General features: G+C 47.3%; 13 protein-coding genes. All 13 read right to left on the reverse strand.

Annotation, left to right across the window (positions count from 1 at the left end; genetic code table 11):
* Positions 1–99 precede the first annotated feature (99 nt).
* The 13 genes from ACTQ1N_RS10635 to ACTQ1N_RS10695 all read right to left on the reverse strand — a co-directional run bounded on the left by ACTQ1N_RS10635 (position 100) and on the right by ACTQ1N_RS10695 (position 13711).
* Positions 100–441, reverse strand: coding sequence for a hypothetical protein (locus ACTQ1N_RS10635; protein WP_441956732.1), 342 nt, complete (start codon positions 439–441; stop codon positions 100–102).
* Complete coding sequence (locus tag ACTQ1N_RS10640) at positions 429–1757, reverse strand: glycosyltransferase (RefSeq protein WP_441956733.1); 1329 nt, start codon at positions 1755–1757, stop codon at positions 429–431. Before ACTQ1N_RS10640 ends, ACTQ1N_RS10635 begins: the two co-directional genes overlap by 13 nt.
* 42 nt (positions 1758–1799) lie before the next feature.
* Positions 1800–3011 carry a beta 1-4 rhamnosyltransferase Cps2T gene (gene cps2T / locus ACTQ1N_RS10645; protein ID WP_441956734.1) on the reverse strand — a complete coding sequence of 404 codons (1212 nt, stop codon included), beginning with the start codon at positions 3009–3011 and terminating at the stop codon, positions 1800–1802.
* A gap of 619 nt (positions 3012–3630) precedes the next feature.
* Entirely contained in the window at positions 3631–3858 is a 228-nt protein-coding gene (locus ACTQ1N_RS10650) for a hypothetical protein (RefSeq protein ID WP_441956735.1), read from the reverse strand.
* Positions 3859–3962: 104 nt separating this feature from the next.
* Positions 3963–4775, reverse strand: a complete 813-nt coding sequence (locus ACTQ1N_RS10655) for a PD-(D/E)XK nuclease family transposase (protein ID WP_441956736.1) — start codon at positions 4773–4775, stop codon at positions 3963–3965.
* Positions 4776–4994: 219 nt separating this feature from the next.
* Positions 4995–6707, reverse strand: a complete 1713-nt coding sequence (locus ACTQ1N_RS10660; protein WP_441956737.1) for a recombinase family protein — start codon at positions 6705–6707, stop codon at positions 4995–4997.
* Entirely contained in the window at positions 6707–7525 is an 819-nt protein-coding gene (locus tag ACTQ1N_RS10665) for a hypothetical protein (RefSeq protein ID WP_441956738.1), read from the reverse strand. The genes ACTQ1N_RS10660 and ACTQ1N_RS10665 overlap by 1 nt, the downstream gene beginning before the upstream one ends.
* A gap of 240 nt (positions 7526–7765) precedes the next feature.
* Positions 7766–8527: a LysM peptidoglycan-binding domain-containing protein gene (locus tag ACTQ1N_RS10670; protein ID WP_441956739.1), complete on the reverse strand. Its 762-nt coding sequence runs from the start codon at positions 8525–8527 to the stop codon at positions 7766–7768.
* 129 nt (positions 8528–8656) lie between these two features.
* Entirely contained in the window at positions 8657–8926 is a 270-nt protein-coding gene (locus ACTQ1N_RS10675; protein WP_441206736.1) for a phage holin family protein, read from the reverse strand.
* 3 nt (positions 8927–8929) lie between these two features.
* Positions 8930–9259 (reverse strand): hypothetical protein, encoded by a 330-nt coding sequence (locus ACTQ1N_RS10680; protein WP_441206735.1) that lies wholly within the window; start codon positions 9257–9259, stop codon positions 8930–8932.
* A gap of 17 nt (positions 9260–9276) precedes the next feature.
* The gene (locus ACTQ1N_RS10685) at positions 9277–10128 is read right to left on the reverse strand and encodes a hypothetical protein (protein ID WP_441206734.1); all 852 of its coding nucleotides are present in this window, start codon (positions 10126–10128) and stop codon (positions 9277–9279) included.
* Entirely contained in the window at positions 10125–11585 is a 1461-nt protein-coding gene (locus tag ACTQ1N_RS10690) for a hypothetical protein (RefSeq protein WP_441206733.1), read from the reverse strand. Before ACTQ1N_RS10690 ends, ACTQ1N_RS10685 begins: the two co-directional genes overlap by 4 nt.
* On the reverse strand, positions 11582–13711 hold the full coding sequence (locus ACTQ1N_RS10695; protein WP_441206732.1) for a hypothetical protein: 2130 nt from the start codon (positions 13709–13711) through the stop codon (positions 11582–11584). Before ACTQ1N_RS10695 ends, ACTQ1N_RS10690 begins: the two co-directional genes overlap by 4 nt.
* Position 13712 lies beyond the last annotated feature (1 nt).

Genomic DNA, 13712 nt, shown 5'->3' on the forward strand with positions numbered 1-13712 from the left:
GTACTACTAATAACGGAGATTTGCAATGCAGTTGAGCCTCAAAAGTATTGAATTTACGCTGTTTTCAGAGCCTTGACAGTAGTTACTAGTACAAATGGCTTAAAACTCAGATTTTTCTATATTCATTTTTCCATAAATCATGCCGATAGGCATAAAGATAAGTGGACTAGAATAATAGAAAATATCTCTTACATAATCTCGTATCGCAATACCATTTGCATTAAAATTTATTAACCCTAATACAGCTCCCCATAGCAAAAATAAAATCAGTATGTTAAAGCCCGGGATAATGTTAATCGGAATCTTCCCTTTTAGCACAAATATTATATAAAGAGATAATTCAATTATTCCCAGCATCAAAAATAATGTTGATGGAATATACGACTGCAAAATTAGTAAAACAGTAAATGGAATATATGTTTTTTTTCTTAGTCTAAGCATCCTGTCTCCTGATACAGTGTTTTGATTTTTACTAGTAATTCTGAGATATTCATTATGTTTGAACCCATCAACTGGTAATTCATAGACCTAAGCTTTTCAACTGTCAGGTGACTCAAAACAGATTTCAATTCATTCTTATCACATATAATCATCCCACCGCCTTTAGGAATAACATCCCTGGCACCAACGTGGTTAGTCACAATCACTGGAACCCCATAACTTAGTGCTTCTATCACTGTATATCCGAAAGTCTCATTCCACACACTAGGCTGTACCAAGACATCCGTATTATCCATAATGCTACCGAGCTGTGAGTAGTCATACCTTTCATGCGACTTAATGTAAGGTGCGTCTTTAGCTGGCTTGAAAAACACATTCAGCTCAAAGTCTTGTCTTACCCGCCAGACTTCATCAAGGACGCTCTTTAATACAAAGTATCCCTTCGCAGCACTCTGAGCAGAGAGATATGTTATCCTGATCTTGTTTCCAAATTCTTTCTTCTTCCTGTGGTCCTTAATATCTCCATGGGTGATTGGAATCAGCATGCTCTTTCTTTCACCCATGTATTTCTCATATACTTCCTTTGTCACAGAACTGTTGTAGTGGACTACATCTATCAGATCCAGAAGGCTTTTATAGCATTCCCTTAACTTCCGGTAATCTTCCGCTGTCCTTGTTGTCTCTCCTTCAACCACTTCTTGCCCACTTAGATACTCATCACGGTGACCTTTTCGAAGTTTCTTCACAGCTGCACAGTCCTTTAGCGTTCTGTACACTGGGCTCTGCAGTATCTGAATCTTCCTAAGCGAAAGCGCTGTCAAATTGCATTTCGGACAGCTCTCGCAGGCATCTACATCTGGGCAGATCATGCCATCCCGGAACATTGTCACTTTTGGGCAGATTGGAAAGAAATCATGTGTCGTGAACACCGTCTTAATGCCCATCTTCTTAGCTGCTACAAGCAAATTCTTGTGAAGTCCCATCAGAGTGTGAATGTGAATTACGTTCGGATGCACAAATTGAAGGAATTGCTCATATACCTTCAGATCTCCTTCGTCCGTGAATGCAGGTATATCAACAATTCCCTCATCATAAGAGACAGGTGTCGGATTGATGACCTCGAAGCTCGCAATGCCATCAATACTCCTGTTCTTCTTTATTTTCGTACGTTTACCGAATAACTGAATCTCTCCCGGCCAGAGAAGCGATACCTGGTCTCCTTCCTTAACCTGCTCTTTCATGAGATCAAAACAAAATTTGGTAAGGCCACCGGTACGATATGGTGGAAAGCCAAGTGAATAATGTAGTATATTCAATTCTCTAACCGCCTTTCTCGAATTCTCATTCTTACAGTGACTTTACTCATCTTCCCCACAAAATATCTCTTCATACCGGTCAGCAATGAACTGCCAACTGTATGCGTCCCTGATCCTCTGCTTTGCCTTTAGTCCGTACTCTTCCAAGACCGCATCCTCAAGCACATCTACTCTGTCGATCAGTCCCGCCAGGTCTCCGTCTTTCTTGCTCCAGTAAAGAGCCGCGTCCTGACCAACTTCCTTATTAAAGCCAACGTCAAACAGAAGGTTCAAACGCGTACTCCCCAGTGCTTCGAGGAGACTCGGATTCGTACCACCCACTGAATGCCCGTGGAAGTATGCATACGCCTGCTCTCTGATCTTTTTCAACAGCTCCTGGTTGTAAACCGTACCGACGAACTTGATTCTTGGGTCTTTCCTGAATCCAAGCTTTTCATCCAGCTCATTAAGGAACGCATCGTTCTTTGTCGTGATAATCGCAAAATCACGGTTTGTCTTACTCTTCATAAACTCGCGGATCATCGTCTCGAAGTTGTTCTCTGGAACGAAGCGGCCACAGCAGTAATAGTACTGATACGGTTTCAGTCCCTGCTCTTTCAGCCAATCTGTGAACACCGGATCAGTATCCTCCAGCTTGCTTTTCACCACATCCGCGCCGTAAGCGATGAATGTGGTGTTGGGGCTATATTTTCCGTACTCTTCTTTTATGTATTTCTCAATGTTGACGGAATCACAGACTAAAAGATCAGCGTATTTGACCATGCCTCTCTCCGATTCCTTCCAATATTTTCGAACCGGTGCAGACCACTTTGCTCTCATCCACTCATGGCCGTCGGGGTTTACAAAGACCTTGCCGCCAAGCTGGTGAATCTCTTTTACGTATTTTCCAAAGAATGGTCCGATCCTGCAAGCCAGAACATAAACAATGGGATGCTCGATATGATGTTCCTTGATATGGTTTATCGCCCATTTCAGAGAATCGATGTCATAGAAAATTGCTTGTGCAGACTTAAACTGCTCCTTCACTGGAACCTTGTAGCAGATTGCGTTTCTGTACTTGAAGTGATGTGGGCTTATGGTCTTGGCTCCTGGAAGATTCTTCTCATCCATGTACCCGGATCCGTTTGCCTTGCACGCGATGTGGTAGCGTATATTCTGATTAGACGAGTGGTAGTCGATCAATTTCATTACGAACGTCTCATAGCCGCCGTAATTTCCTAATCCTTTTGATCCGATAATAAATACATCCTGCACCTGTCACTACACTCCCTCATTAAAAATCTTTTCATATAAAACGTGAAGCACACTCTTCCATTCACCCGCGGGTCTAATCATTCTCTCGCCTGTCAATCGCTGACCAACCCGTGAATGAATGCCATAGTGTGGAATACAAACAATCATAAGCATGATACTGACATGGCCAGTGATGAGATGGCACCCCACGAATCAGTTCCTCGCTATATGTTGCGGTATCGAATTCATGCGGCTACTAGATATTGATTGATTAAGGGGTATTACCACGATATGAGGGAGGGATCGCGGGAATCGGCAGAAATGCCCGGGAATAGGAGATTTTGAAAAAGGGATAGATAGGTACTATAGTCTATAAGTCATAATCACCCCTATCGTGATTATGAGTCTGATTATGAGCTTGATTATGGACTATATATAATAAGGAAGAAACTCGTTCCTGATTATGGGGTTTAAGAATGATAGAGCGACTCTGGGAGGTGAGACTAGATTTCTCCTCCCGGAAGGTGACAGCAGGTCACTCGAAATGTGTATATTTAATAAGGAAGAAACTCATTCGAAAAGGACAAAAAAAGAAGACCCCCACAGAAGGGATCTTCCTTAGAGAAGCTGATTCAATTTGTTATGCAGGCTGTTTGGTTGCCAGTTTCTTTACTTCATCAACGGTTAGTCCTGAAAAATCTGCAATCTCCTCATGGCTAAACCTTTCAGTCTTAAGCATTTTACGAGCTACACTAATGGCGTTTTCTTTTGAACCTTCAGCTCTTCCTACGACTCTTCCTTCAGCTTTGCCTTCAGCTCTTCCTTCAGCTCTTGCTTCAGCTCTCATATCTTCCATAGCCTTGCACATAACCGTCACTCCTTGATCATAGATGATATTACAAAAAGGGGTGCGGTCTAACTACACCCCATCTTGAGGGAAATGCCTCAAGGCGACCTTATCGGTCAAAAACATCAAGCGGACTTCTTTGAGTCCAGCTCCTTAATCTCATCTACAGTCAATCCGGTTGCTCTTGCAATGTCTTCGTAGGTGAATTTCTTCATACCTAGCATATTATTAGCTATTTGCAGTGTCTTTTCTCTAGCAGATTCTCTAGCTGCTTCATTTCTCATATCTTCCATAGCCTTGCACATAACCGTCACTCCTTTCTCGTCTTCTTTAAAATATCTAACCCGATCCGCTAGCACATGATAATACATGTCCTTTGCTTCGGTACAAGCGAAATCGTGCATCAGCTTTCCGAGAGAAGTTTCATCCTTGATCTGTGAGTTCACATAGACGATATGCTCTTCATCTCCAAAGGGCTCTCCGGTTTCCGTGACCGTGCGCTCAATGTGATAAATCGGAAGACCCTTCCCCAGCACATCGTTTTCTGTGATGAAAATCACATAGCTCTCGTTGAGTGCTTCATATTGTTCTCCGGGTTCTGTTACGTTTGCATCGATCAGGCTGCTGTTGTATCTGGCTCTCTTCACTCCTGCGCCATGATCACTGCGCTGGATCTCGATGTTGTACACATGATTCTTTTGATCGACCGCCAGAATATCAAGTCTGACGGAGCGCCCCTGAAGGTTTTTAATTCCATACTGGCTGGTGGATTTTGTGACCTTCAGATCATCACGTTTCAGAATAATCTGGAGCAGAAATTCAGCGCACTTTGTGTCCTCAAAGACTTTCGTCATGAAGTCATCATCGAGCAGGCGCAAATTGTGAAGACGCTCCAGATCTTCTTTGTGCTTTTCTTCAAAATCTAAATCTTTGTTCATGCAACCGCCGTTCTTTCTTGATTTGTATATACTACCCTGACTTTATTATATCAGACAAGATGCAAGATTTAAAGCTAAATTGTCTAACTCTTCCAATTTCCGCAGGGATTGAAAGACTTGCACCGCATACCACTCGATGTTATATTATTAGTACGAATTGCGGTGGTCGTCTTCGGACAACACCTAGAGGGAGCCTGATGCGTCGGGCTCCTTTTTTGGTCACTTCTCCCTGAACATCGGCTTATCTAGAACCACCTGATACTCTTCCATCACCAGGGAGGCGTTGCCCTGCTCATCGAACTTTCGGTATCCCATGAAGGCGTTCAGGGTTCGCTGATTCCTTATGCTCTTCAGTTTCACACCGAACCTTGTGGTGTACTCTGCCTCATCGCCGATCAGGTCCATGTTCGTAAAGTACCGCTCTGCAAAGGCTCTGTCAAAGGTTAAGATGTCCGGGGTTTTCTGGATCTTGTCATCCGTTACATTGATCCTGCCATGCTTGACCATGGAGTAGGCTCCGGGGATGATGTACCCTTCCACGGTCCGCATCAATGTTCCCTGCGCGTTGACTCCGTTGACCATGAGTGGTCTTCCGGTCTTTGTGATAGTCGGTAACTCCGAGAGCGCTTTCAGGAAGTTTTGATACTCTTCCATCATCTTTTCCAGCTCCTTCTGCGGGGCTTTATTCAGTTTCGCTTCATCGTACTTCTCATTGAAGTCCATCGCAATGTCGGATCCGTCTCCATAGGTCTCGTAATCTTCCTTGCAGGCGTAGAGCATTTCCATGAAGCTCTGCTCCAGTGCAAACTCATACCATTTTTCTTCGTTGCTGTGTCTTCTTATAAATTCTCGCCGGAAGTAGTAATGCCCTTCTCCCCGCTCGTCTTCAAAGTTCTGTACTGACCGTTCATTACGAGATTTGTAATAGTCTTTGTTGTGTAAAAGATTCAACAGCTTAAACGGTGGTTTTGCCCGGTTCTTTTTAAAGTTCTCAAGTTTTGCCGCTTCTCTGTCTTTTGTGATCTGGTTGCATTCTTCCCAGAGCTCCCGGGAGACCAGCGGCACATGATGATCCTTGATGTAGTAGGATTTCGCTTCTCCTTCATTCTTCTTGCAGATCTTGTTCTTCCGGTCAACGGTGATCGTCTTTTGCATCTGGACATCGCCCTTGTACTTCTCGTTCTTCATCAGCTGGATCACGGTAGACGGATACCAAATCTTCCCACCCGGTGCCGGAACGCCTCTATCCATCAGGTCTTTTGCGATGTCCCTGGATGCCCAGCCCTCCCGGTATTTCTCGTAGATAAAGCGAATGGCTTCCCCCTGCTTTGGATCAATCTCCCAGCTCCCATCTTCGCCTTTCCGGTATCCGTAGATTCGGTTCGGGTTGACCAGCGGATCTCCGGCAGCAAACTTTCTCCGGATCGTCCAGGTGATGTTCTCGCCTGTAGAGTCGCTCTCGCTCTGAGCAATACCCGTCATGATTGTGAGCAGAAACTCAACCCCCTTCTGCATGGTGTCCAGATTTTCCTTCTGGAAGTAGACCCCGACCGGCGGATCCTGATGCAGAAGTTCATTCACAATGGTTAATCCGTCCACCGTGTTTCTGGTAAAGCGGGAGATGGACTTTGTGATGATGTAGTCGAACATACCCGCCTTTGCGTCCGCGATCATCTGCTTGAAGCCGTCTCTTCCCTTGGTGCTCATGCCGGAGATACCATCATCTGCATAAATCCCCGCAAAGATCCAGTCTCTCTGATCTGCAATATACTGCTTATAGTAGGCCACCTGGTTCTGATAGGAGTTTTCCTGATCTTGTTCGTCTGTGGAAACCCTACAGTAGGCAGCTACGCGGACACCTCTGGATCGCTCCAGGGTATCGGCAGTCTGGAAGAATTTCTTGGTTGCCGGTAATACAGTTATCTCACCCATCACATAGCCTCCTCTCTTCTACGCTGTCTTTCAGTCCTTAATGCTTCCCGGTTTTTTCTCGTCCTCTCGAGGATCTTTGGCATGGCGTCCTCTTTCCAGGCATCATACTTCTCCTTCGTAGGAAAGCCGGTGTATCCGGTAAGATTACGATACAGCTGTTTTCGATCCTCTTTATACTCCGGTCCTGTCATCCCAAGACGCACCAGCCAGCTCCGGAAGATGAACTTGTCGCTTCCATTTCGGTTTTCAAAACTGCTTGCCGATTTTTGGTTAATTGCTGCTGCGTTAATAAAAGCGGTTAGAGTTTGGCAGGCATGAAGATCAACGTCTCCGTATCCGGTGTAGATCAGCAGGTCTCCTTTTACCGTAAGCCCCTGTATCACTTGTCCGTGCTCTTCCTCATAGGTTTCCACAGCCTTGATGAAATTCCGGACTCCATATACCGCCTCATCCTGCATGTTGATCCATGCAATGAAATCATCGTCGATGGAAAAGTGTCCAAGCGTAGCTCGGTTCATGACGGTCTGGTGTGCGCGGATCAGGTGGATTAGCCTTAGCAGGCTGTTTCCGGTGTGCTGGTTGAGCGGCACAGCGATCCCTATTGTAGTTTTTTCCGGCTCTTTTACTGCCTCCTGCAGAATGCGTTCCTTCTGTTGTTTCTTAACATTTACCGGGGGCAGGATCACTTCTTCCTCAGGTTCCTCACCTGTGTGGATCATCCTCTCCCTCGCAAGAGTTGGAACCACATTTTGCGCATCCTCTTCAAAGGATAAAATCATGTTGCTGTCCACCGTGTAGTTCCCGACCTGGTAGGCCATACTCGGAATTCCGAGATACTTTGATTTTTGTCCGGTAAGATCCATCAGCCGTTTGATGATTTTTTTCTTATCGGTAATGATTGTGTATTCCATGTTTGCACGTCTCCTTTCTGGTCTATTCATCACTCTAAAGCCTGTTTATAGCAACGAATAAACCCCGCAGAAACCACCAAACCTGACCCTTCACAAAAGGGCAGAAATTGGTAGATCTACGGGGTAATGCAGGCACTATATCTTCGGTTACTTCACCCGAATCTTCCATCCCACCCGGATCAGGTTCACATTTTTGATCAGGGATGCGTTCAGCTTCTGGATGGCGGATACGCTTGTCCCATACCTTCTGGCAATTCCGGAGAGGGTGTCTCCTCGCTGCACGGTGTAGTAAACCGCCTGCGGCTTAGCCTTTTCGTGAAGCAGTTCGTTCACCTTCGCCTGCACAGCGGAGGCATCATAGCCGGAAGAAGCAAGGCGTCTTCTCCTGTCAGAGCCATTCCCCCACTTCCCGGCGATCACTTCCTTTGCCACCTCGGTGATGGACTTCGTCGCGGTATTCTCCTTGTAGCGAAGCACATGGTTCCAAGGGAAGTTCCGATACGAACGGATCAGAAACTCACGTCCGGTCTGGTCACCGGGAGCGCCACCAACTGCGGTTCCCTTCTCATTGATGGATGCCTCGACCTCTCTTCCATTTCCGCAGTACATCGCGGTGTGGTGCGCGGTGTTTAAAAGGACATCGCCGCGTCTAAGGCCTGCTCCGGTTGCGAGGTTTACCGTGCCGGTTACGTCCTCAAAGCCGCAGGACAAAAAGGCCGGAAGCATGTTGCCAGTATAGGTAGCACCCCTTGTCTTCACAGGAACACCGGCTGCCTGCCATGCCGAGATCACTGCCGAGGAGCAGTCAAAGTCTCCTCTCTCACCCCAGCGATACCTCTGGTCGTAACCGTATCGATTGTCATTTGCATGATTTTCCATCCACTGGATGGCAGATTCTGTTTTACTCATGATTTTCTCCTCCTCAAACTTCTATTTCCCGCAAATCAAAAAGCCCTCCGGGTTTTGAAGCCCGAAGAGCCAAACATAACAATGCTCCATTAACGGATGGAGCAGCCGAGATACGAGGTTCACCTCCTCTCACGCATCTGTCTTGGTGAGCTGCTTGTAGATCTGGTTCACGCCAGTCGCTGCAAGACCGGACACAATGCCGACAGCAAGGGCATTAATGACATCCTTTGCCGGGAAGTCCGGCATGAGATACAGCCCCGCGATGCCGAGCACCGCACCGACGCATCCGCAGATCACCGGGATCAGCTCATCCTTTACCGAGCCAGCTGCTTTGCAACCGATGCCGACAAGATACGCAATCACTGTGATTGCCGCCACACTTGCGATTCCAAAGTCCATAAGTCATTCCTCCTTTTCTTTATTTCTGTCTGCCGTAAGCGGCAGTTCCAGACACTTCTTGTACAGGGACTCCCCCGTACCATTCCCGCCGAGTGCTTTGTACGGCTTGTACAGGTACTCTAGGTTGCTCCGGTCATCCGGAGAGCACCATCCCCGGGCAATAAAAAAGCTGCAGGCCTGATAAATACGGTCATGCAGCAGGGCCATCATTCCTTCTTTGATTTCGTCGTTCTCCTGCTTTCGCCGGAGAAGCGTCCGCCAGAGCCAAGTGAGGACGGCAAGGATCAGGGCAAAGAGCTCCTGAATCCAGTATTTCAAGATAAAGTCGATCAATGGAATCACCTCCTTCCTTAATCCTCCACATATACCATCAGGTACTTGTACTTAAGCGTTGCTTGGTTATAAGCCATCAGAGTTGTCTCATCATTGGCAACACCATCGGCAAACTTGAAATGCCCGATCTGGTCCGCATCCGGGTAGCTGGTTGTTCCGTTGTCTTCGCTATCTACGATGCACTTTCCTGTTGTGGCATAGAACCGGAATCCGTTATAGGTATCCATGTCCGTTGACAGGGTTCCGTCCGAAAGCCGTACTTCCACGACCTTCAAGCGGATATCCGGATCACTCTTCGTGATTGAGGATCTCTTCAAATGCACAGCGCTGTTTGCGGGATAGGTAATGAAGCCCCTCCCGTCATCCACGTCCAGCGCAAGCTTTGTCACCGCAGCGACGTTCTTGATGTGATCGAAGGAGGGCTTGCCTACTTCCGTGACCTCACCGGAGGATCCTCCAGATCCGGATGCTGGAAGAGTCAGCACCTGTTTGGTTCCTTCCGAGGAGCGGATCGTGAGCTTGCTGTCACTTAGTTCAAAGGTGTAGGTCGTATCCGTAAAGACGGCTCCTTCCGGGACATCCGATTGTACAGTATGCCCGCCAAGAGCTTCTGTATTTTTCTTGATGGCATCGGTGTTTTCCTTCACGTCAGCTTTGATTTCCGTATCGTCATAGGCGGTATCCGTAAAGACTGCATTCTCAGGTACGTCGCAGGCTACCGTGTGTCCGTTCACCTTGGCAGCATTGTCCACAACTCCGTCCCCGTCTGCATCAAAGGAAGAAACCACATCAACGAGAGCGTTCGAGAGCTCGCATAACTTTTTAAGGATTTTAGATTTCCCCTTGTAAGCAATCCGGAAAAAATTCATGAGCCCGCCTCCTTTGTCTTATCCTCATCAAGCAGCGTGTATGTGATCTTCATCGTCTGTGAGGCATTCTTTTCGATAGGACTTGAGAGGTTGGCAATTGTCCCGAGATAGTTGGCAACATAACCACGGTAGATCCGGGACGAGTCATAATAGCCAAAACACTCCAGATGGTCCCCGCATACCTGGAAATGATCCGACCAGTCTGACTCGCGGCGGGTGCCTTTAAAGATATGGAGGAATACAGTTCCGTCTTCATACACCAGACCGTTTCGCCATTCATAGCCGTCCTTGGTGTAATGATAGAGGTTCAGCGGAACACCTCCGTTATAAGGGGTGATCTGCTGAAAACTGTAGATATAGTCACTGGATCCGTCCTCAATCACCCGGATTGCTTTGACATCCACAGGATTTTTGAGACTCACCTTAAGCACCTCTTTCTGGTTTACCGCAATCACATACAGATAGCCATTCCGAACCCGGATCTGATAAGGATCGCTGAAGTAACTGACATATTGCGTCACATAGGTTTTCTTTGTTTTGTCATAGACGGATACCGTGTCATAATTGCATAAAACTCTCGGCGCTATCGTCATCGTGTGGATGTCAGATTTGCTGTAAGAGCCATCTGAATACTTGATGGTAAACCAGTTGAATACGTGGCCGGGCTCTTTTTCGGGATCAAATCCCGCGTAAACACAGTAAAGGAATCCGTCTCCGCCATCAAAATACAGCTTCTCGTTCCGGCAGCGGTAGGTATAGGAATTCGTTGCTCCGGAACTGCTCGATACATATGTGAAAGAACAGCACGTCGTGTCAAATTCCGTAACCGCTTCATAATCCTCCACGCGGGAAGCAAAGTCGTACACGTTATGGTGGAGCATAGCTCTGCGGACACGAGATACCCGAATCGAGTCCTTGACATTTTTAAACATATACAGGTATTCCCCATCATATCGAACTGGATACCAGCTTCCGTCTGTGGAAGGGCTTCCATTGGACGAGCTGCTGTAGTAGCCCATGTAATTGATCAGCGGATTGGAAGCCGCGTAATTACTGGTACGTGCCAACGCTTTGATCGTCCCGTTCGCCTGTGACGTACCGAAGTCCCAGACGCTTTTATATCCATTCTCCACAGGTCCCGATTCTGCAGCATTAAACGAGCCTCTGTGGATATCCGATGTGTTTGTAGAGCCGTCTGCATATCCTACGAGGTGCACGTCCTTTGTCGGAAAATGTACGTTACGGATGTCCTCCGTAAGCATCCCATCAAAAAGAAGGATGCCGCCGAGGGCATTGGTCGCAATCGGAAACACCTCGCTGTCCAAATTGGCCCCGCAGTTCTGCGCGATATTCATCACGTACCGGAGCGCATCCGTGACGAGGTTATGATGCTCTGCCTTCTTCTCCAGCTTCCCCGTCTTTGCATTAAAAAGTTCTATCGTTGTGATCCCTCTCATGCCGATATTTCCTCCTCATAAATCTGAATGTCCGTAACGGTTGCGGACTCTGTCAGAATCGCGCGCACCATCACGGAACCGGTGCATTTTTCTGCCCATGCCGAAGGGGTAATCGAGCGCATTGTTCCCTCAAACATGCCGTACACATCCTGGGTATAATCCGGTGTCACCCACTCATCCGCATAAGTCCACCAGCTTTTTCCTTTATCAAATGACACCAGGTATGCGACATCATCCCCAGAATGCTTGGATGTAATCTGCATAATAGCGGAAACTTCACAAACGGGCGTGGTCAGGGTTCCCTGGCTTGCCCCATCCGCGTTTTTCCAAACCGTGCCGTCATAAGTGACTCTGTCATAAGCCATGACATCCTTTGCGTAGGATACTGTGAACTGATGCAACCGGAAAATAGGACCGATTGCATCTGAGAATGCTCTCAACAGTACCTCTGCGACATCGAGATGGCTGATTTGGTCGTTAAGTGCAAAGTCTTTTGCTGCCGCGAATACAGAAGAAACAGAATCCTCAAAATCTCCAAGAAGCACTTCCCGAAGATCCGTTGCAGGAAGCGTATCCTCCACCTGGGTCGTCCCATCCCAGGCACCATCCCCTACAAGTCCCTGACCGGAAATATATGCCCTCGCCTGCGCCATGCCGATGTCGATTTCTCCGCCTTCCATCGTGATGTTTACAAGAAAGGATCCGATGATATTTGCCGTAGAGTTCCAGGTGTATAACAGATGAAGCAGATGCGTTCCGTCTGACGCGGTTTCCACAGGATAGTAGTCTGTGATTGACTCGCCGTTTAGTTCGTAGCTGACCTTCAGGATTCCTTCCTGTTCGGAAAAGGTACCTTCCAGAATGGATTCTGTTGTATTGAGCTGATAGATGATCTCTGCATGAAAGTCCACATGAGCGTCTTTTGTCGTGACGTAATGAAATTCAATGATCTTTCCACTCTGGCCATCCCCGATGTGGATGTCCTGTGCATTCTGGTAATCGTAATAGTGGACTGCATCTCCATCGACTCGGTTCATAAGCCCCGCGAGGTTCTTATCCACCTTGCTTCTGGCGCTTGCAAGTGCCGGGTTCTGACCGACACCTTTTACCTTGTACTCACCGCCATATGTCCAGTCGTACTTTGTGATGCAGTAGAGCTTATCTCCATCTGCAATCCCATCAGAAAATACCAGTACGTCTCCAAGATCATAGGCTGGGTTACCGATCATGGACACTTCCATTGGCACATAATCAATTGCAGAAAGCGCACTAAGGACAGCCCTGGTCTGCTGCTCAAGCGTATCGGAAACGCCATACTGGAGCAGAGGGTTTGCGCCGAGGTTGTAGGTTAAGCCATCATCCGCATCAAGACAGTAGTATTTCGTTGTCTGTGTTGCGATATCCACTCTTGAGATGCCTGTGTAGCGAGTCTCAAAATCTGAGAACTTCGCTCCAGTATAGCGATGCCTGGAATCGATCGTATCCACCGGTTCCTTTGTGTACCGTCGAAGGATAAGCTTTCCCTCTCGATCCATTGTGGCAAAGGAACCCGCTGCCTGAGCGGTCCAGCTCACCAGATCCCGCCAGGTTTCTATGTCGTTGTCCTCATACACGGCGAGATTCTCTTTGCCGTTTGGGAATAACTGAAGATCTGTCTTGCTCTGTGCCATCAACACACCGCAGGCGTTACACGCCAAGTGCAGAAAATCATAAATAGACCCTTGGGAGGATGACAGAGAAACCGTCTTATCAAACAGGCTCATCCCGTCATAGGCTGTGATTTCAACTCCCGACAAGGTCCAGTTTGCTTCGGCAATGTAAAACACACCAAGCGGCACGTCCTCGTAGCTTCCGTCCGCAAGTTTTAGCCCACAGACTGGAGTTATCGGTTTTCCGAGAAGTGTTCTCTTCTCTAAATGAAGACCATTAAACGTTGCCTTTAACTGCCCGATATAAACCTGTCCGATCCCCACGGTTGTTTCATCCGAGCACTGATTCGTAATCGAAAAAGACCCAGAGAGGATGTTTTCATCCCAAAAAGGAACTGCTCCAATCGTTCCCTTCATACGAAAGCTTTGTACCGGCTGCTTCATGGCGGCCTTGTATTGTTCACTTACAGCGTACATG

Origin of the sequence: Porcincola sp. LCP21S3_C12, from assembly GCF_052118625.1 — a bacterium.
Classification (GTDB): Bacteria; Bacillota; Clostridia; order Lachnospirales; family Lachnospiraceae; genus Porcincola.